Below are 20745 nucleotides of genomic sequence, written 5' to 3' on the forward strand. Positions count from 1 at the left end.
GGGAGCCCCTCCCAGGACCCGACAGGAGTCAGACAGCATGACGACCGCAGGCAGTGCAGACAGCACGGGCACCACAGAGAGCCCCGACGGCGGCGTGGGTCCCGGCGACGGCTTCCACGTCTTCGACACCACGCTGCGCGACGGCGCCCAGCGTGAGGGGATCAACCTGACCGTCGCGGACAAGCTGGCCATCGCCCGTCATCTGGACGACTTCGGGGTGGGCTTCATCGAGGGCGGCTGGCCGGGCGCCAACCCCCGCGACACCGAGTTCTTCGCCCGCGCGCGCCAGGAGATCACCTTCCGCAACGCCCGACTGGTCGCCTTCGGCGCGACCCGCCGCCCGGGGGCCAGGGCCTGCGACGACCCGCAGGTCAGGGCGCTGGTCGAGTCCGGCGCGCCCGTGGTCACCCTGGTCGCCAAGTCCCACGACCGGCACGTCGAACTGGCGCTGCGCACCACGCTCGACGAGAACGTGGCGATGGTCCGGGACACCGTGTCCTACCTGCGGGAGCAGGGGCTGCGCGTCTTCGTCGACTGCGAGCACTTCTTCGACGGCTACCGGGCCAACCCCGAGTACGCGAAGGCCGTCGTGCGGGCCGCCGCCGAGGCCGGCGCCGACGTCGTGGTCCTCTGCGACACCAACGGCGGCATGCTCCCCGCCCAGATCCAGGCCGTCACGGCGACCGTCCTGGCCGACACCGGAGCGCGCCTGGGCATCCACGCCCAGGACGACACCGGCTGCGCCGTGGCCAACACCCTGGCCGCCGTCGACGCGGGCGCCACCCACGTCCAGTGCACCGCCAACGGCTACGGCGAGCGCGTCGGCAACGCCAACCTCTTCCCGGTGGTCGCCGCCCTGGAGCTCAAGTACGGCAAGAAGGTCCTGCCCGAGGGCTCCCTGCGCGAGATGACCCGGATCTCGCACGCCATCGCCGAGGTCGTCAACCTCACGCCCAGCACGCACCAGCCGTACGTGGGCGTCTCGGCCTTCGCGCACAAGGCGGGCCTGCACGCCTCCGCGATCAAGGTCGATCCCGACCTGTACCAGCACATCGACCCCGACCTCGTCGGCAACCGCATCCGGATGCTGGTCTCCGACATGGCCGGCCGCGCCTCCATCGAGCTCAAGGGCAAGGAGCTCGGCGTCGAGCTCGGCGGCGACCGCGAGCTGGTAGGCCGGGTCGTGGACCGGGTCAAGGAGCGCGAGCTCAAGGGCTACACCTACGAGGCCGCCGACGCCTCGTTCGAGCTGCTGCTGCGCGAGGAGGCGGAGGGGCGGGCCCGCAGGTACTTCCGCGTCGAGTCCTGGCGGGCCATCGTCGAGGACCGCCCGGACGGCACGCACGCCAACGAGGCGACCGTGAAGCTGTGGGCCAAGGGCGAGCGGATCGTCGCCACGGCCGAGGGGAACGGCCCGGTCAACGCCCTGGACCGGGCGCTGCGGGTGGGCCTGGAGCGGATCTACCCCCAGCTCGCCAAGCTGGAGCTGGTGGACTACAAGGTGCGCATCCTGGAGGGCACCCACGGCACCGAGTCCACCACCCGCGTCCTCATCACCACCGGCGACGGCGGCGGCTCGGGCGACGACTGGTCGACGGTCGGCGTCGCCGAGAACGTCATCGCGGCGTCCTGGCAGGCGCTGGAGGACGCGTACACGTACGGACTGCTGCGGGCGGGCGTCGAACCGACCGAATGAGACGTCCGGCCCGCCCTCCCGTTCAATGAGCAACTAGTAAGCGCTCGTTCACCCTGCGTCAAGAGGGGTGAACCCGTCACGTGTGCAGGTGATCAAGCCACTTCCGGAGTCCGGGGGTGCACAGGAGTACGAGTAGCGGATCAACTGTCCCCGGCCGTCACGGAGTCCACACGGTTCCCACCGTGCACATCCGCAACAGTCGCTTTCTTACTCGGTGCACCCCTACTTAACGGAGAGGACGTGACGACGATGAAGAAGACCTACGTCAAGCCGTCGCTGTTCAACCAGGGCGACTTCAGCAAGAAGACCGCGGGCATGTTCTATGCCTCGTGCAAGGAGTTCTGGTCCCGTCGGCTCTGTATCTGAGCTGCGGAAACCGGTAACTGAGTGATGGAGATGCCCGGCCGCGAGAGCCTGCGTGACTTCTTTGTCGTCCTTCCGGACACCGACGAAGGCGAGGCGGCGGCCGGGCATCTGCGCTCGGCGGCCCCCGAGGGCGCCTTCGAGACCGTCGCCCATCCGTCGGGCCGCCCGTGGGTCCTCGCACGGCTGCTCGTACGGAACCTGGTCCAGGTCACCCGGGGCACCGACGCCCTGGTGCTGATCGGCCCGAACACGACCCCCGCCGCGCGCCTGGACGCCGTGCTCGGCCCGGCCCGCGACACCCTCGACCTGCACCGCCGGCTCACCGAACTGCCGGGTCTCGGCCACGTGGTGAGCCGGATCGGCGACGAGACCTGCGTGCGCGGCACCGCGTCCGGCCACCGCCGCGTCTACCACGCCGCCCACCCGGGGGGCCGGATCGCCTCCGACCGCCCCGCGCCCCTCGCCCGCCTGACCGGCGCGGCCCTCGACGACGGCGCGCTCGCCCTGCGGCTGCTGGACTTCGTGCCGCACCCGCTGCGGGAGCGGCCGGTCTGGCAGGGCGTGGAGGAGATCGACCCGGCGTACGCGCTGGTGCTTCCCGGCCCGGGCCCGCGCTACTCGGTACGACGCTGGTGGCGGCCCCCGGTGCCCCGCCTCTCCCTGGCGGAGGGCGCCCCGCTGGTCGCCGCCGCGCTGGCCGCCTCCGTCGCCGCGCACCTCCAGGGGCGCACCCGCGTCAGCGGTGAACTCTCCGGCGGCATGGACTCCACCTCGGTGACCTTCCTGGCCCAGCGGGCGGGAGCGCGGGACACCACGCTGCTCACCGTCGCCGCCCGCGACGACCGCTCGGAGGACCAGTTCTGGGCGGAGAAGGGGGTCGCGGCGGCGCGCGGGGCCGCGGCCCGGTCGGGCGGCGGGCGGAAGATCGAGCACACCCTGGTGCCCGCCGACGACGCCCCCCTCTTCTACGCCGACCTGCGCGCCACCGCCGGGGAACTCCTCGACGAGCCCTTCCCGGTGGCCCCCGCGCGCGCCCGCGCCGCGATGCTGCTGGGACGGGCCGCGGCCACCGGCTCCGAGTACCACCTCACCGGCTACGGCGGCGACGAACTCTTCAACGGCCTGGCCTCCGCCTGCCAGGACCTCCTGCCCGGCAAGCCCCTCAAGGCGTGGAACCGCATCAGCGCCCTGCGCCACCAGTCCGGCTGGCCGCTGCTGCCGACCCTGCGCGGCATGCTCTTCCCGCCGTCCTTCGGCGCCTGGCTGGCCGGCTCCCTCATCGACACCGCGACCGCCGACTCCCGTACCCCACAGGTGAGCTGGGGGATGCGGCAGGCGATGCGGCCCTGGTTCACGGACAAGGCCCGCGGGCTGATCCGGGAGGAGTTCCGGGCGGCCGCGCGACGGGCGCAGCCCATCGCACCGCGCCCCGGCCGGCACATGGACCTGGACACCGTCCGGCTCGGCGCGCGCTGCTTCCAGGCCATGGAGGACCTCGGCGCGGGCCTCGGCCTGCCGGTCGCCGCGCCCTTCTTCGACGACCGGGTCGTCGAGGCGGTCCTGTCGGTACGGGTGGAGGACCGCGTCGTCCCCTGGCGGTACAAGCCGCTCCTGGTGGAGGCGATGCGCGGGGTGGTCCCGGACGAGCTCCTGGCCCGCACCACCAAGGACCACATGTCCGCCGACGACATCCAGGGCCTGCGGGAACACGCCGCCTCCCTGCGGGAGCTGTGGACGGACTCCCTCCTCGCCGAGCGCGGCCTGATCGACGCCGGTCAGCTCCGCCGCCTCGCCGACGACCCCTACTCACCGCTCCTCCAGCAGCATCCCATCGACTCCACGGTGTCCTGCGAGACCTGGCTGCGCACGGCGCAGGACGCCTGGGCCCCCACCACGAACAGCGAGGCACGCACATGAGCGAGTGGCAGCTCCGCAAGGGCATCGCCGTCACCACCACCGAGTACGGCGGCGTCCTGCTGGACGAGAAGGACGGCACGTACTGGCAGCTCAACGAGTGCGGCACGCTCGTGGTGACCGCCATCTCCGAGGGCCGCTCGCCGTCCGACGCCGTCGAGCAGCTCCTCGCGGAGTACGAGGTGGAGCGGGCGGAGGCCGAGGCGGACGTCGCGGAGCTGACCGACCAGCTCCTCAGGGCGAAGATCGTCACCCGGACCGGGGCCGCCCGATGACCACCGAGATGACGATGCCCCGCCGGGGCGCGGGCCCGGGCGGGGTGCGCCTGCGCGCGGCCGTGGCCGCGGCGCTGCTGCTCGCCAGGCTCAAGCCCGGCCGCCTGCGCGGGGTCCTGACGGTGCTGAGCCGCGGGGCGCGCCCGGCCACCTACGACGACACCCTCGAAACGTACGAGCGGGTGGTGGCGACGAGCCGCAAGTGCGCGGGCTGGTACGGGTGCCTGCCGCGCTCGATCGCGATCTCCCTGCTCTGCCGGATGTCCGGCACCTTCCCCGACTGGCACGCGGGCGTCCGCAACGCGCCGCCCTTCCAGCCGCACGCGTGGGTCGAGGCGGAGGGCCGCACGGTCGGCGAACAGAACGTCACGGACTTCCGCCCGCTGCTGAAGGTCACCCCGCGTGGCCGCTGAGGCCTCCGGCGGGGGCGCCGGTCCGGCGGGGCAGGGGGCGGGCGCCGGTCCCACGGAGCAGGGGGCGGGTGCCGTTCCCCAGGGGGCTGTTCCTCAGGGGGCTGCGCCCCCCGCCCCCGGCACGGGTTCCGCCCGCGCGTCCTCGAACGCCGGGCGGGCCGAAAACGCCCCCGCCCCCCTCGCCCTCCTCCTCGCCCACGCCCGGCCCCACCGCCGCCTCCTCCTCACCGGCGTCCTGCTCTCCCTCCTCGGCTCCGGGGCCGGCCTCGCCATGCCCCTGGCCGCCAAGTACGCCGTCGAAGCGTTCGGGGGCGGGGGCGGGGGCGGGGCCTCCCCCCGGGGCCCCCTGCTCGCCCTGCTCGGCGTCGTCGTCACCGGGGCGCTCCTCGCCGCCACCGGCCACTACCTCCTCGCCCGCACCGGTGAAGCCGTCGTCCTGCGGGCCCGCCGCCGCCTCGTCACCCACCTGCTGCGCCTCCGGGTCGCCGCCGCCGACCGCCTCACCCCCGGCGACCTCCTCTCCCGCGCCACCAGCGACACGACCCTCCTGCACACCGTCCTCTCCCGCAGCGTCGTCGAGGCCGCGTCCGGCGCGCTCACCCTGGTCGGCACGATCGTCCTGATGGCCGTGGTGGACGCCCTCCTGCTGTCCGTCACCGCCCTCGTCCTCCTCCTCTCCGGCGCCGTCCTGGCCCTCCTCATGCCGCGCATCCAGCGCGCCCAGCTCCAGGCCCAGCAGGCCGTCGGCGAGATGGGCTCGCTGCTCGACCGCTCCCTCCAGGCGTTCCGCACGGTCAAGGCCAGCGGCATCGAGGACCGCGAGGCCGCCGCCGTCGCGGGGGCCGCCAGGACCGCGCACGACCGGGGCGTCACCGTCGCCCGCTGGACCTCCGCCTCCGAGGTCGCGATGTTCCTGGCCACCCAGCTCGCCTTCCTCGCCGTGCTCGGCGTCGGCGGCGCACGGGTGGCAGCCGGCACGATGGAGGTCTCCTCCCTCGTCGCGTTCCTCCTGTACGTCTTCGGGCTGCTCGCCCCGCTCAGCCAGCTCACCGAGGGCTGGACCGGCCTGAACACGGGCCTGGCCGCCGTCCGCCGGATCGACGAGATCGAGTCCCTGCCGGGCGAGAGCGCCGTGCGCGCGACGAGGACGGAACGCCGGACCGCCCCCCTCGGCGTCGAGTTCCGGGACGTCGCCTTCGCCTACGCCGGCACCCGCGCCCCCGCCCACCACGGCATCACCTTCACCGTGCCCCCCGGCGGCCTCACCGCCCTCGTGGGCCCCTCCGGCGCGGGCAAGACCACCGTCTTCGCCCTCCTGGAACGCTTCTACGACCACGACGCGGGCACCCTCACCGTCGGCGGCCGCGACATCCGCGACTGGCCGCTGGCCGAACTCCGCGCCGCCCTCGCCTACGTCGAACAGGACGCGCCCGTCCTCGCGGGCACCCTCCGCGACAACCTCCTGCTCGCCGCCCCGGACGCCACCGGAGCCGAACTCGCCGCCGTCCTCACCCGCACCCGCCTCGACGGCCTGGTCGCCCGCCTCCCCGAAGGACTCGACACCCAGGTCGGCCACCGCGGCACCACCCTCTCCGGCGGCGAACGCCAGCGCGTCGCCCTGGCCCGCGCGCTGCTCCGCAAGCCGGCCCTGCTCCTCCTCGACGAGGTGACCTCGCAGCTCGACGCCGTCAACGAGGAACACCTGCGCGAGGTCGTCCTCGAACTCGCCGCCGACACCACGGTCCTGGTCATCGCCCACCGGCTGTCCACCGTCGTACGGGCCGACCGCATCGTCGTCATGGAGGCGGGCCGGGTCCGCGCGGTCGGGACGCACACCGAGCTGGTGGAGTCGGACGCGCTGTACGGGGAGTTGGCGGCGACGCAGTTCGCCACGGAGCACGCGCTGCCCCGGGGCTGACCGCCCGCCGCCCGCCGTGTTCGACCCGCATCGGGTAAGTTCGAACATATGAGGAACCGGCCGCTTTCCGTCATATCCGCCCTCTGCGCCCTGGTGGGAGCGCTGCTCCTGCTGCTCCCGTTCGCGTCGGCCGCCGCTGCCGCGACCGGTACGACGGAGGCGGGCGAAGCCCTGAAGCAGGGCCCGGTGTACGTCGCCCCGGGGGCCAGGGCCCAGCTCTCCCGGGCCGACCAGGACGCGCTCGCGCAGAAGATAAAGTCGGCGGACAAGCCGCTGTTCGTGGCGGTCCTGCCCCGCACCCCCGAGTTCCCGCCCGGCACGGTCCGCGCCAACCTCCGCACCGCCACCGGAGTGACGGGCGTGTACGCGGTCCGGCTGGGCGACGGTTTCGAAGCGGGCGCGGACCGGCGCGCCCTGCCGTACGCCTCGGTCCGCAACCTGGTCACGGCGGCGAAGACCCCCGCGGGACTGGACGCGGCCACCCAGCTCAACACCTTCGTCGACCAGGCCCTCCCGCAGATCCGGGGGCACGCCCCGGCCTCCTGGGACGGCGGCTCGGACGACGGCGTGAGCACGGGCGCCCTGGTCGGGGTGGGCGCGGTGGTCGTCGTGGCGGGCGCGGGCGCGGTCGCCCTGGCCCGCCGCAGCAGCAAGCGCAAGGAGGAGGAACGCCTCGCGGCCCTGCGCAGGCTGACGGTCGTCGTGGACGAGGACATCACGGCGTACGGCGAGGAACTCGACCGGCTGGACTTCCACCCCGCCGAGCCCGGCGCCACGGACGCGATGCGCGCGGACTACCAGCGCGCCCTCGACCTCTACGAGACGGCCAAGTCCCGCATGGCGGCGGTCCGCGAACCCAACGACGTGCGCGGGGTGACCGAGGCCCTCGACGACGGCCGCCACTGCCTCGCGGTCCTGGACGCGCGCCGCACGGGCCGGCCGCTCCCCGAACGCCGCTCGCCCTGCTTCTTCGACCCCCGCCACGGCCCCTCCGTCACGGACGCCGTCTGGTCGCCCGCGGGCGGTGCGCCCCGCGAGGTCCCGGTCTGCGCGGCCGACGCGGCCCGCCTCGCGGACGGCCTGGACCCGGCGGTCCGCACGGTCGACACCCCGGACGGCCGCCGCCCCTACTACGACGCGGGCCCGGCGTACGGCCCGTGGGCGGGCGGCTACTTCGGCGGCGGCATCCTGCCCGGCCTGCTGATGGGCACCATGCTCGGCTCGATGCTCGCCACCCCGGCCTACGCGTCCGCCTACGGCGCGGGCACCGGGTTCGACGACCCGGGCGCGGGCTTCGAGGGCGGCGACGTCTCGGGCTCCGACTTCGACCCCACGTCCTTCGGCGGAGGCGACTTCGGGGGCGGCGGCGACTTCGGCGGGGGAGGGGACTTCGGGGGCGGCGGCGACTTCGGCGGCGGCAACTTCTGACCCCGTCAGGCGGCGGGCCGGGAAAGGACGACCGGCCCGCCGCCGGGGTGCGGGTCCGGGGCCAGGCGGGGTGCGGGTCCGGGGTCAGGCCGTCTGCTTGATCGCCGAGATGTCGAAGTTCAGCTTGATCTTGTCGCTGACCAGCACGCCGCCGGCCTCCAGCGCCGCGTTCCAGGTCAGGCCCCAGTCGGAGCGCTTGATGGTCGCCGAGCCCTCGAAGCCCACCCGCTCGTTGCCGAACGGGTCGGTGGCCGAGCCGTTGAACTCCAGGTCGATGGAGAGCGGGCGGGTGATGTCCTTGATGGTCAGATCGCCCGTGATCCGGTAGTCCGAGCCGCCGAGCTGCTCCGCCCCGGTGGAGCGGAAGGTCATCTCCGGGTAGGTCTCCACGTCGAAGAAGTCGGCGCTGCGGAGGTGGTTGTCACGGTCCGGGGCGCCGGTGTCGATGCTGGCCATGCGGACGGTGATGGAGGCCCCGGAGGCCGCCGGGTTCGAGCCGTCCAGCGTGAGGGTGCCCTCGTGGTCGGTGAAGGCGCCGCGGACGTTCGTCACCATCGCGTGGCGGGCGGTGAAGCCGATGCTGCTGTGGCTGGCGTCGACCGTGTACGTGCCGGTCAGGGCGGCCAGCGACGGGTCCACGGCGGTGGCGGTGGCGGGGGTGCTGCTGTTGTTGCGGCCGAAGATGCCCATGACGTTCCTCCTGGGAAAAGGTTTGTTGAACCTTCAACGTGTTTCGATGTACCCGACCATAGGGCAATGAAGTTCGGTTTTCAACCTTTACGCGCGAGGAGCCGGACGGATTCAGCCGTTCGGCCCAGCCGCGGCCCGCTTGGACTTCCGGAGCGGGGTTGTTGGACTGCCGGGACCCAGGGGGTCCGTTTCCGTTGACGGGGCCCCTGGGGCCGGGCTTACTCAGGCCCCATGTCGCTGAGATTCCGTGCGTCGTGCGCCGTCGCCGCCGCCTCGTCCGTCGTGTTCACGCTGGCAGGACCGGCGCTGCCCACGGCGGGCGCGGTACCGGCCGCCCCGGCCCCCGCCGCCGACACCGCCGTCATCCAGTCCCCGCAGCTCACCGTCACCGTGGCCGAGGACTTCCCCCGGGTCCTGTCGTACACCGAGCGCGCGGGCGGGGCCCGGCTGCTCGGCAGCACGCGGCCGGTCACCGAAATCGTCCTGAACGGCGCCGCCCGGCCGGTGCGGGTCGCCGCCGCTCCCCGGGTGCGGGGCGACTCGGCCTCGTACACCCTGCTGGTGCCCTCCCTCCCGGGAGTGGAGATCGACGCCGTGCTGTCCGTGCGCGGCCGCGCCACCACCTTCCGGGTGACGGCGATCCGCGACACGGCGGCCTTCCGGGTCGGGACGCTCGACATACCCGGGCACGACCTGGTGTCCGTCGGCAGCGGCGAGGACGGGGCCGAGACCGCGTTCACCCGGCTCGACCCCGACTCCACCCGCACCGCCGACGTCTTCGGGAAGGTGACCGCGGCGACCCCCGTGGACGCCGCCCCGGTCGGCGCCTCGTACGGGATCGTGAACACCGGCGCCCTCGCCGCGGCCGTCGAGTCCAACTCCTCGTACGACAAACCCGCAGGCGCCAGCGCGCGCGACGGGGCCCGGCTGTGGCACCGGGCGACCCGGGGCGAGGACGGCGGCGTCCGCGTCGGCCTCTGGTCGGGCCAGTGGACGTACCGCGGGGAGGGAGCGCCCCGCCCGGAGAGCGGCGAGGACCTGCCCTGGGCGAAGGTCGTCGTGACGCCCGACGCCAACGCGGACGGGAAGGTCGACTGGCAGGACGGCGCGATCGCCTTCCGCTCCGTCGGGATCGAGGCCCCGGGCTCGAAGGAGACCCCCGACCGGGTCGTCACCCACATCCCGTTCAACTTCGCCAGCCAGGCCACCCACCCCTTCCTGCGCACCCTCGACGACGTCAAGAGGATCAGCCGGGCCACCGACGGGCTCGGACAGCTCGCCGTCCTCAAGGGGTACGGGTCCGAGGGCCACGACTCCGCCCACCCCGACTACGGCGGCAACTACAACAAGCGGGCCGGCGGCCTCACCGACCTCAACAAGCTGCTGAAGGCGGGCAGGAAATGGGGCGCCGCCTTCGGCGTCCACGTCAACGCCACCGAGTCCTACCCCGAGGCCAGGAACTTCAGCGAGACCCTCGTCGACAAGACCCGGCCCGGCTGGAACTGGCTCAACCAGAGCTACTACATCGACCAGCGCCGCGACGTGAACAGCGGCGACCTCGCCAGACGCTTCCAGCAGCTCCGCGACGAGACCGACCAGAATCTGAACTTCCTCTACATCGACGTCTACTACACCCACGGCTGGATCGCCGACAAGACCCTCCGGGCCGTCCAGAAGCAGGGCTGGACCGTCGGCACCGAGTGGTCGGAGAAGTTCGAGCACGCCTCCCTCTGGTCGCACTGGGCGAACGACCTCGACTACGGCGGCAAGACCAACAAGGGCCTCAACTCCCAGATCATCCGCTTCATCCGCAACGGCGAGAAGGACGTCTGGAACGACCACCCGATCCTCGGCCAGACCGCCGTCGAGGAGTTCGAGGGCTGGACCGGCGAGAGCGACTGGAACGCCTTCTACCGCAACATCTGGGAGCGCAACCTGCCCGCGAAGTTCCTCCAGCAGGAGAAGATCCAGCACTGGGGCAAGGACCGCATCGACTTCACCGGCGGCGTGCGCGGCGCCGTCGAGAACGGCAAGCGCGCCTACTACGTCGGCGACGCCAAGGTCCTCGACGGGTCGGACTACCTCCTCCCGTGGGACGACGGGAAGAAGCTCTACCACTACAACAAGGCCGGCGGCACGACCACCTGGACCGTCCCCGCCGCTCTGCGGGGCGCCGGCTCCCTCACCGTCAGCAAGCTCACCGACAACGGCCGTGTGAAGACCGCCGTCGTCCCCGTCGAGGACGGCCGGGTCACCCTCCGGGCCGAAGCCGGCCAGCCGTACGTCCTGTACCCGGCCGGCCGCACCCCCGCCGCCCGTGACGCGAACTGGGGCGAGGGCGGCAAGGTCGCCGACCCCGGCTTCAACGACGCCGAGCTCGGTAACTGGCGCACCACGGGCACGGTCGCCCGCGACACCGACGACCGGGGCCGCAACAGCGCCGTCCTCTCCGGGACCGCCCCCGCCGCCCTCTCCCAGCGCATCACCGGCCTGACGGCGGGCCGGCGCTACACCGCCTCCGCGTGGATCGAGGTCCAGCCCGGGTCCACCCGGCGCACGACCCTGGGCATCGGCGGCAAGGAGGTCGTCGTCGAACGCTCCACCGCCGAGGAGCGGACCGCCGCCAACGACTGGCACGGCACCTACTTCCAGCGCGCCAAGGTCAACTTCACCGCGCCGCCCGGCGGTTCGGCGACGCTCGGCATCCGTGCGGACAGGGCCGCGTCGGACGTACGGGTCCGGATCGACGACGTGCGCCTCGTCGCCAACGCCCCCACGGCCAAGCAGGGCGCCCTCGTCCACGAGGACTTCGAGGACGTCGACCAGGGCTGGGGCCCCTTCCTCAAGGGGGACGCGGGCGGCGACACCGACCCGCGCACCCACATCGCCCAGAAGCACGCCCCGTACACCCAGGCCGGCTGGAACGGCAAGCGCGTCGACGACGTCCTCGGCGGGGCCGAATCCCTGAAGTCGCACGAGGAGAACGACGGGCTCGTCTACCGCACCGCCCCCTGGACCGTCCCGCTGAAGGACGGCCACCGGTACCGGGTCGCGTTCGACCGGCAGACCAGCCACGCCGACTCCTACGAGTGGGTGACCGGCTACGACCGCGTCGGCGCCGACGGCGAACCCGCCTCCGTGGAGACCCGCCGCACCCCGCTGCCCGAACAGCGCACCACCGCCCGCTTCTCCGAGACCGTCACCGCGGGCTGCGGCGACACCTGGGTGGGCCTGCGCAAGAAGGCGGGCGCACCCGACGGGGCCGACTTCGTCCTCGACGGCTTCACCGTCACCGACCTGGGTCCGGCCCCCGAGCGCGCCGCCTGCGGCACCCTCGCCCTGACCCCGGCGCCGGGCGCCTTCGAGCCCGGCCGCCAGCACCGGGTCGCGGCGGCCTTCACCAACAACGAGGCCGCCGCCGCCACCGGCGTCGAGCTCACCCTCGGCCTCCCCGACGGCTGGACCGCCGAGCCCGCCGGACCGGTCGCGTTCCCGTCCGTCGCGGCGGGCGCGAAGGTCACGGGAACCTGGCAGGTCACCCCGCCGGCGGACGCCGCGTACCGGCCGTACGAGCTGACGTCGGCCGCCTCCTACACGGTCGGCGGCACGCCCCGCACCCTCGCCGCCACCGCGCCCGTGCGCACCCTTCCGCCGCCGCCGGTCCGGGACGCGTACGCCAGTGACCTGGACTGGACGGCGATGGACAACGGCTGGGGTCCCGCGGAGAAGGACATGTCCAACGGCGAGACCGCCCCCGGCGACGGCAAGCCGATCACCCTCGGCGGCGTGGTCCACGCCAAGGGCCTCGGCACCGCGTCGCCCGGCACGGTCCGCTACTACCTGGGCGGCGCGTGCACCTCCTTCACCGCCTCGGTCGGACTCGACGACGTGCAGAGCGCGCGGGGCAGCGTGCAGTTCACCGTCCTCGCCGACGGTGCGCGCAGGGCGCAGTCCCCGGTGCTGCGCGGGGCCGACCCCGGCTGGGCGCTCACCGCCGACGTCACCGGCGCGAAGTACGTCGACCTGGTGACCGGGGACGGTGGCGACGGGCCGGGGAACGATCACGCGGACTGGGGGAGTGCGCGTTTTCTGTGTGGTAAATGACCTTTCGTGAGCGGTAGTTGACACAAAAGCGATACGAAGCCCCCTGTGGTCGGCGCAACCGCTGGGGGCTTCCCCCTGCCCGGCGTATCCTCCCCGTGCATGGGGGAGTTGAGCGGGGAGAGCCGCAGACATCGCTTCTACGCGGACTGGAGACTCCGGCTCCGGCGCGAGGACGCGCACGGGGACGTGTGCGGCGCGGGCATCCTGATCACCATGCGCCACGTGCTCACCTGTGCGCACGTCGTCGGCGGCCCGGACGAGAAGATCTGGGTCGAGTTCCTGGAGAGCCCGCTGATCGAAGGGGTCGGGGCCACCGTCGTACCGGGGCCCGGGAGCTGGCATCCGCCCGGACGGGAGGAACACGGGCTCGACGTGGCCCTGCTGGTGCTGGAGACCCCGCGGCCGCGCGCCAGGCCCGCCCTGCTCAGCACCGACCTGCACGCCGGTGAGGAGGTGATGAGCACCGGCTACCCCGACTACCACGAGTCCGGGCTGACCCTGAAGGCCCGCCTGGTGGGGCCGCACGCCAACTGGGCCCAGTTGGACTCCGCCAACGACGCCGTCCGGCGCGGCTTCAGCGGCGGCGCCGTCTTCACCGTCCCGCGCGACGACCGGCCCACCCGCGTGGTCGGCATGACCGTCGGGCGGCGCGAGGACGATCCCGCCCTGCCCAACGGCGAGCAGCACTCCCGGTCGTACATGATCCCCATCGGCAAGATCGCCGAACAGGTGCCCCTGGTACGGGAACTGAGCCAGCCCGGCGCCTGGGACCCGGGCTTCCGCAAACGCCTGACCGCCTGGTTCACCGGGCGCTGGCAGCCCGGGGTGAAGATCTGCGCCGTCGCCGAGGGCGGCGGCCGGGACCGGACGCTGCGGCACGAGCTGTACCGGGCGCACGTGCACTACGCCGGAGGGCGCACCGACCGGGGTGAGTTCGCGGAACAGCTCGCGGCCCTGATCGTGCCGGAGAGCGGGCGGCTGGAGGCCCTGCAGCGGTGGCTGACGACCGGCGACGACCCGCCCGCCGTCGCTCGGATGCGGCCGGTGCGCGGCATGACCGTGGCCGTCACCGCCCTCGACCGCGACCGGGACCCCGACGGCCTGATCCAACTGCTCGGCCGGCTGCGCGGACTGGGCTTCCGCCTCCTGCTGACCTTCCGCGAGGGCGGCGGCGAGGCGTGGCACCGGGCCCGCTGCGGGCTGCTGGACGAGGCGCTCGACGACTGCGCCCGGGCCGGGGCGGACCGGCTGGCCGAGCTGGCCGAGCGGCAGCGGCTGACCACCTCCGAGCCCGGCGCCGAGCACGGCCCCGGCGAGCGCACCGCCCGGCGGCACGCCGAGATCCTGCGGCGCATCCGGCGCGAGACGCCGCCGGGGGACCACACGTGCTGCGACCGCAGGATCGCCCGGCTGCTGAAACTGGTCGCGGACCTCCAGCGGGACCTGGACCTGTGGGAGAAGTGGTGGCGATGACGACGACCGTGACGGCCCCCTGCCCGCACCGGCGGGTCACCGGCGCCCCCTGCCCCGGGCGCGTCCTGTTCACCGGCTACTGCGGCACCTGCGGGCGGCACGAGGAGGCGCAGCCGCTGCCGCCGCTCGCCCCGCACCCCGCCGGAAACGGTCCGGCGGGCTTCCTGGAACTGCCCCTCCAGCGGCCCAGCAGCCCGGCCGACCGCAAGAAGGACCCCGGGCTGCCCGCCGTCATGCGGTGCTCGTCGCAGAAGTGCGGCATCCGCTTCTTCCCGCCGTACGTCTCCGGACCCGTACCGCCCAAGGGGCACTGCCCGCGCTGCAACACCCCGTACTTCTACGAGCCCGACGAGTTCGACGAGAACACCCCGCCCCTCGACGGGCAGTACCGCTTCCAGTTCGTCATCGCCCGCGGCGGCCAGGGCTGGGTCTACCTCGCCCACGACCTGCACCTCGACGAGACCGTCGCGATCAAGGGACTGCTCAACCGGTACGAGGAGAACGGCCCCGCCCAGGCCGACAAGGAGCGCCGCAACCTCACCGCCATCCGCCACCAGCGCATCGTGCGCATCCGCAACTTCATCCGCCGCTTCGACCCCGCCGACCCCGCCAAGCTCACCGGGGCGTACATCGTGATGGACGACGTCGGCGACCGCACCCTGGAGGCGATGATCGACGCCACCCGGCGCGGCGAGTTCGTCCTCGACGTCGAGCACGTCATCACGTACGGCGTGCGCATCCTCGACGCCCTGCAGCACCTGCACGACATGGGCTCCGCCTACCTGGACATGAAGCCCTCCAACGTCGTCCACCACGAACGGGACATCAAGGTCATCGACCTCGGCGCGCTGCGCGACCTGGGCGTGCCGCAGAAGGAGATCACCCGCACCGACCGCTACACCTCGCCGGAGATCGACACCACCCTCGTGCCGACCGCCGCGCACGACATCCACACCGTCGGCGTCACCCTCCGGGAACTGGCCGAGTGGGCCGTCGGCGACGACGTGCCGGGCCTCGGCACCGCCTCCTTCGCGGCCATCGTGCGCCGGGCCACCGACCCCGACCCGGACGCCAGGTTCGCCACCGCCAAGGAGATGGAGGACCAACTGCTCGGCGCCCTGCGGGAGATCAGGGCACTGCGCGGCAAACGCGACCAGCCGCGGCCCTCGCCCTGCTTCACCCCGGCCACCCGGCTGCTCGGGGCCCGGCTCGGGTCCGTGCCGCCGCCGGAGCACTGGACCGCCCGGCCCCTGCACGAGCGCGCCCGCGTCGCGCAGGCCCCGCCGCTGGACCTCGGGACGCCGACGCCGGTGGAGATCGCGCGCGGTCTGCCGGTGCCGATACCGCACGAGGACGACCCGCAGAAGGAGTGGTTCTCCACCACGCTGTACGACCCGGCGCGCTACCGCGCCGAGCAGCCCGACCCCGCCGACCCCTCCGGCGAGATCCACCTGCACAACGTGCGCGTACGGGTCGCCGAGGCCACCCCCGCCGCGCTCGCCGACGCGCGCGAGCAGCTCGACCTGGCGGCCGGCATCCCGGGCAGGCGGGCCGGGCTGCGCTGGCGGCTGGAGTGGCACCGCGGGCTCGTGGAGCTGGCCGCCGGGCAGGTGGGCCGGGCCCTGGACCACTTCGCCGAGGTGCACCGGGCGCTGCCCGGCGAGTACGCCACCAAGCTCGCCCTCGCGCACTGCGCCGAACTCCTCGGCCCCCACGCGCCGACCTCGCCGCCCACCCCCGCGGAGCCCGCCGCGCCGCTCGCGTACCGGCACTACCAGGCGGTGCACCTGCGCAACCCCTCGCACGGCGGTTCCGCCCTGGGCCTGGCCCGGCTGGCGCTCGCCGAGGGGGACCGGCGGGGGGCGCTGGAGGTGCTGGGCAGGGTGCCGCCGTCGTCCCGGGACTGGCCGGTCGTCCAGATCGCCGTCTGGCGGATCACCGCGGGACGGCTGGCGGGGGACCGGGAGGGGCTGCCCACTCCCGAGCGGTCGGCGGAGGTCCTGGCCGAGATCGAGCACACCGCGCCCGACGCGCTGCCCCGGCTGTCGGACGACGACGTACTGCGGCTGCGCACCGAACTGCTGGAGTGGCGGCTGGACACCCTGCGCGCCTGGAACGACGCGTCCGACGGCCCGTGGTGGAAGCGGATGTCCGCCGAGGAGCGGACCGTCCGCGAACAACTGGAGGGGAACTACCGGATGTTGGCCCAGCAGCGACCGGACCGGGCGGAGTTCGAGCACCTGATCGACCTGTCCCACACCGTCCGGCCGGGGAGCCGGTTCTGATGGCCGCGCCGGCCGGCGGGTTCGCGTCCCCGCGGGGCACCGCCTTCGACCTCGGCGTCCAGGTCTGGCGGGAGCAGAGCCCGCGGGCCAACGTCACCCTGGAGGTGAGCGCCCGGATCACGGTGCGGGAGGACGGCGCCCGGACCGGGAACGCGGCCGGGGCCCGCCACGGCGACCTGGCCGTCGCCGTCGCCGTGGACCTCGACGCCGACCGGGACGCCGCCGCCCGGGAGGCCCTGGCCGAGACCCTGGGCGCCCTGCCGCCGGGCTGCGCCTACGCGCTCATCGGCGCGGACGGCCGCACCGTCTACCCCTTCGACGGGGGCTGGGCCACCGCCTCCGCCGCCTCGCTGCGCGACGCCGGGTTCACCACGGGCACCCGGCAGGTGTACGTCGACCGCAAGGCGTGGGGCCCCGGTACGGGCGGCGCGGGGGTGGCGGGGCTGCTGGCCGCCGCTCGCGCGCAGTTCGACCGGGGCGGGGACCGGGTGCCGCCCGTACGGCATCTGCTGCTGGTCACGGACGGCAGCGGCGGCCTGGGGCACGGACCGGTGCCGGGCCCGGCGGGCGGGGCGGGCAGGGGCGGGCAGGGGGCCGGCCTCGCCGCCGTCGACGCCGAACTCGACCGCTGTGCGGGCCGGTTCACCTGTGACGTGCTCGCCCTCGACGGCCCCTGGGAGCCCGCCGCGCTGCTCGCGGTCGCCGAGCGGCTGCACGGGCGGGCGACACCGGTGGCCGACCGGTTCGCCGCGGCGGCGGAGGAGGCGGTCGCGGCCCGGCACGGCAGCGCCCCCGAACTGCCGCTGGAGATCGTGCTGCGCCACGGCGTGCGCCTGGTCGGCCTCGAGGAGACCTCCCCGGGCAGCCACCCGCTGCCCGCCCGCGAGGTCCAGGGCCGGCCCGGAGTGCTGCGCACCCAGGCGCTCCCGTGGCGGCCCGGCACCTCCACGTACCGGCTGAAGCTGGGCCTGGACGCCACCGGCGACCCGCTGGCCACCGATCTGCAGCTCGCGGCGCTGTCCGTCGGCGACAGCCACGCCCCTGTCGTGGTCCGCTGGGAGACCCGGCCCAGGCCTCGGCCGACCCCGCCCCGGGCGCGGCCCCACGGCGGCCTGGGGGCACGGGAGCCGGAGGACGCGTCCGCCACGCCGGCGGAAGGGGGCCTCGCCTACGGCGCGGAGGAGAACACGGTCGTGGTCGCCGGCGCCGTCGAGCTGATGCGCAAGGAGCTCAAGCGGGGAAAGATCGCCCTGCACGACCGCAGGCACGAGGAGGCCGAACGCCGGCTGGGCGCCGCCGCCCAGCTCGCCCACCAACTGGGCGTCGAGTGGGCGCTGGAGGAGGTCGGCCGGGTCGCCGAGGTCGTGGACGCGCGGCTGGGCGTGGTCCGGGTGCACGAGGCGGTCGACCGGGAGGAGCTGAAGCGGTCCATCCTGCACCGCGAGGGCGGCACGAGCACGGCGCCGGAGGCGATGGCGGTGGAGCCGACCGCCTTCATCACCTTCGACTGCCACCGCTGCGGCCGGACGGCAGGCGCGACGGCCCAGTACTGCATCGTCTGCGGTACGGCCCTGACGGGAGCCCGACGATGAGCGCGGCGGGGACGGGAGCCGGAACGGGAACCGGAGCGGGCGGAGGACCGGGACCGGGACCGGGGACGTCGGGCGTGCCGTCGGCGGCCCGGGGCACGGAAGCAGTCCCGGGCCCCCGCACCGGTGCGGCAGCGCCCCCGCGAACCGGTGCGGCAGCACCCCCGCGCACCGCCGTCCGGAGGCCGGTCGCCCCCGCCGCCGTGAGCACCCTGCGCCTCATCCTGCGCACCTGGTGGCGGCACCGGCGCACCGGCTCCGCCACCCGCCGCCTGCTGGAGCGGCACCTCGCGGTCGCCCTGCTGCTGGGCGTCCTCGGCACGGCCTCGATGCTGCTCTCGTACGAGAGGGCCGACCAGTCGTCCGCGCAGCTCCGCACCGCCTCCGTGTCCGCCGTACGGCAGCTCGCCGCGATCCGGCTGTCGTTGCTGCGCGCCCACGAGGAGGTGCGGTACACCAAGGAGAAGGGCCTCAGCGGCGTGGTCGGCACCGGTGAGCCGCACCGCACCGCCTTCTCCTCCGCCGACCAGACCCTCACCGAGCTGCGTTCGGTGCAGGTCGACGGCGAGCGGGGCCGCGCCCTGCTGTCCATCGTCAACGGGCTGATGACGGTCTACCGGGAGTCCGTCACCGACGCCGCGGTCCGGTACGAGGGCGCCTCGCCCATGTGGGAGCAGAAGTTCGGCGAGGCGAGCTCCGTCCTGTGGCGTGCCAGGGTCGGCCTGATCCCCCGGCTCGACGCGCTCCAGCGCGACCAGTTGGACCGGATCAGGACCGGCACCGAACTGGGCCCGCTCCAGATCGCCGGCTGGACCGTCGCCGAAGTCGCCCTGACCGGACTCGCGTTGACGATCCTGTCCGCGTTGCGGGTGCTGCGCCGCCGCTGCGGCCGGCGTTACGACGGCTGGCTGGTCGCCGCCCTGCTGCTCGCCGTGGCGCTGGCCGTGCTGCCGCTCTGGGCGACGGCGGTCACCCAGAACCGGGTGGACGGCTCCCGCGCCGAACTCGCCCGGCACGTCACCCGCGCGGGGGACGACACCCGCCCGGTGGCGGTGCGGCAGCAGGAGCAGGCCCAGCCCGCCCCGGACATGGACCTCGCCTCGGGGCACTGGCGGCCCGAGGTCTTCCCCGCCTTCGTCATGGGCGGAATCCTGGTGTGCGTGCTGCCCGTGGTGGGGTGCGCGCGACGGCTCAACGCCGACTACTGGAGGGCGAGTTCATGATCCCCCACCCGCGCGGGACCCGCGTCCGCCCCCGCTTGCACGCCCGCCTCCGCGTCCGGGCCGCCGCTCTCCTGCTGGGGCTGGGCCTGCTCACGACCGCCGCGTGCACCCTCACCGTCCCCGACGGGGCGTCGGACGAGGAACCCGTCACCGTCCTCGGCCCGTGGACGGAGGGCCAGGAGGCACGCTTCACGAAGCTGCTGGACGGCTTCGGCATCCCGTACACCTACCAGGGCACCGCCGCCCAGCGCGAGGTCCTGCTCGCCCAGGTGCAGGCCGGCACGGCGCCGGACGTGGCGATCATGCCGGGGGTGGGGGAGCTGGCCGACTACGCCAAGCAGAAGCAGCTCAAGCCCCTGAACTGGCTCGCCGACCGGGACCTGGAGAAGTACGACGACCTGTGGCTGTCCCGCGACGGCGACCGGCCCTTCCACTGGGTCCCCGTCAAGGCCGACCTCAAGAGCATCGTCTGGCACCGCGCGGACCGCCGCCCGCCCGCCGGCCCCCCGCCGGCCGCCGCCTGGTGCGTGGGGATGGGCGACGACGGGGCGTCCGGCTGGCCCGGCAGCGACTGGATCGAGGACCTCGTCCTCCAGTCGCAGGGGCCCCGGGTGTACGAGGACTGGGCGACCGGCGACGTGGCGTGGACCGACCCGCGGATCGCCGGGGCCTGGCGGGCGTGGGGCGCGCTGATGGCCAAGGACGCGAAGGCCGCGCGGAAGGCACTGCTCACCGACCACCGGGGCCCCGCCAAGAAGGGCGGCGGGCTGCTGTTCGGCGGCGGCTGCACCCTGGAGCACCAGGGTTCCTTCGCCCCTCTGTTCTACCGGCGGGACCAGGACCCGGCCGCGTTCGTCGACTCCGCGGCGCTGCTGCCCGGCGGCCCCTACCCGCAGCGGGGCCACGAGGTGTCGGCGGACTTCGCGGTGCTGTTCAACGACACCCCCGAGGCCCGTCGGCTGCTGGCCGCCCTGGTGTCGTACGAGGGCCAGAAGCGCTGGACGCAGGACGGCGAGGTGTTCTCCGCCCGCTCCGACATCCTCACCGGGGGAGCGCGGCCGGGGGACGCGGTGAACAGCGGCATCGCCCGGCGGCTCACCGGCCGCCCGCCGGGAGCCGTCGGGGCGGCGTCGCCCCGCTGCCTGGACGCGTCCGACGTGATGTCCCCCGCCGTCCGGGACGCCTTCTACGAGGCGGTGCTCCTCCAGCTCGCCGAGCCCGGCAGCGATCCGATGCCCCGGCTCCGGGGCATCCAGAAAGTGCAGAAGGCCCAGGGCGCGCCCGCCGCGGTCAGGCGGGTGTGCAGCACGCCACACTGAGCCTCTTTGTGACCTCTTTACAAACGCCCCCCGCGCCCAGCAGGGATTTCCT

14 protein-coding genes are annotated in these 20745 nt (G+C 74.2%); 13 read left to right on the forward strand and 1 reads right to left on the reverse strand.

Annotated features, from left to right (window positions below; all coding sequences use genetic code 11):
* Positions 1-37: 37 nt before the first annotated feature.
* From cimA to ACIP93_RS26085, 7 genes are all read left to right on the forward strand, one after another.
* Positions 38-1696, forward strand: coding sequence for a citramalate synthase (gene cimA, locus ACIP93_RS26055; RefSeq protein ID WP_345228219.1), 1659 nt, complete (start codon positions 38-40; stop codon positions 1694-1696).
* Between the two features lie 249 nt (positions 1697-1945).
* On the forward strand, positions 1946-2062 hold the full coding sequence (locus ACIP93_RS26060) for a keywimysin-related RiPP (protein ID WP_380837121.1): 117 nt from the start codon (positions 1946-1948) through the stop codon (positions 2060-2062).
* Between the two features lie 24 nt (positions 2063-2086).
* Positions 2087-3979 carry an asparagine synthase-related protein gene (locus tag ACIP93_RS26065; RefSeq protein WP_401762144.1) on the forward strand — a complete coding sequence of 631 codons (1893 nt, stop codon included), beginning with the start codon at positions 2087-2089 and terminating at the stop codon, positions 3977-3979.
* Positions 3976-4251: a lasso peptide biosynthesis PqqD family chaperone gene (locus tag ACIP93_RS26070; protein ID WP_345228213.1), complete on the forward strand. Its 276-nt coding sequence runs from the start codon at positions 3976-3978 to the stop codon at positions 4249-4251. The genes ACIP93_RS26065 and ACIP93_RS26070 overlap by 4 nt, the downstream gene beginning before the upstream one ends.
* On the forward strand, positions 4248-4664 hold the full coding sequence (locus tag ACIP93_RS26075) for a lasso peptide biosynthesis B2 protein (RefSeq protein WP_345228211.1): 417 nt from the start codon (positions 4248-4250) through the stop codon (positions 4662-4664). Before ACIP93_RS26070 ends, ACIP93_RS26075 begins: the two co-directional genes overlap by 4 nt.
* Positions 4654-6582, forward strand: coding sequence for an ABC transporter ATP-binding protein (locus ACIP93_RS26080; protein ID WP_401762149.1), 1929 nt, complete (start codon positions 4654-4656; stop codon positions 6580-6582). The genes ACIP93_RS26075 and ACIP93_RS26080 overlap by 11 nt, the downstream gene beginning before the upstream one ends.
* A gap of 48 nt (positions 6583-6630) precedes the next feature.
* The gene (locus tag ACIP93_RS26085) at positions 6631-8010 is read left to right on the forward strand and encodes a hypothetical protein (RefSeq protein ID WP_401762152.1); all 1380 of its coding nucleotides are present in this window, start codon (positions 6631-6633) and stop codon (positions 8008-8010) included.
* An 84-nt stretch (positions 8011-8094) separates the two neighbouring features.
* Here ACIP93_RS26085 and ACIP93_RS26090 read toward each other — a convergent pair whose 3' ends face one another.
* Positions 8095-8700, reverse strand: coding sequence for a YceI family protein (locus tag ACIP93_RS26090; RefSeq protein ID WP_345228208.1), 606 nt, complete (start codon positions 8698-8700; stop codon positions 8095-8097).
* A 231-nt stretch (positions 8701-8931) separates the two neighbouring features.
* On the opposite strand from ACIP93_RS26090, the gene ACIP93_RS26095 reads away from it, so the two are divergent.
* From ACIP93_RS26095 to ACIP93_RS26120, 6 genes are all read left to right on the forward strand, one after another.
* Entirely contained in the window at positions 8932-12804 is a 3873-nt protein-coding gene (locus ACIP93_RS26095; protein ID WP_401762155.1) for an endo-alpha-N-acetylgalactosaminidase family protein, read from the forward strand.
* A 99-nt stretch (positions 12805-12903) separates the two neighbouring features.
* A complete protein-coding gene (locus ACIP93_RS26100; protein ID WP_345228202.1) occupies positions 12904-14277 on the forward strand; it encodes a serine protease in 1374 nt (457 codons plus the stop codon).
* Positions 14274-16562 carry a tetratricopeptide repeat protein gene (locus ACIP93_RS26105; protein WP_345228200.1) on the forward strand — a complete coding sequence of 763 codons (2289 nt, stop codon included), beginning with the start codon at positions 14274-14276 and terminating at the stop codon, positions 16560-16562. The genes ACIP93_RS26100 and ACIP93_RS26105 overlap by 4 nt, the downstream gene beginning before the upstream one ends.
* The gene (locus ACIP93_RS26110; RefSeq protein ID WP_401762159.1) at positions 16562-18154 is read left to right on the forward strand and encodes a hypothetical protein; all 1593 of its coding nucleotides are present in this window, start codon (positions 16562-16564) and stop codon (positions 18152-18154) included. Before ACIP93_RS26105 ends, ACIP93_RS26110 begins: the two co-directional genes overlap by 1 nt.
* Positions 18155-18354: 200 nt before the next feature.
* Complete coding sequence (locus ACIP93_RS26115; protein ID WP_345228194.1) at positions 18355-19374, forward strand: hypothetical protein; 1020 nt, start codon at positions 18355-18357, stop codon at positions 19372-19374.
* Complete coding sequence (locus tag ACIP93_RS26120; protein WP_345228192.1) at positions 19371-20693, forward strand: extracellular solute-binding protein; 1323 nt, start codon at positions 19371-19373, stop codon at positions 20691-20693. The genes ACIP93_RS26115 and ACIP93_RS26120 overlap by 4 nt, the downstream gene beginning before the upstream one ends.
* Positions 20694-20745 lie beyond the last annotated feature (52 nt).

The sequence above is a fragment of the Streptomyces sp. NPDC088745 genome (assembly GCF_044751045.1).
GTDB classification, from domain to species: domain Bacteria; phylum Actinomycetota; class Actinomycetes; order Streptomycetales; family Streptomycetaceae; genus Streptomyces; species Streptomyces cremeus.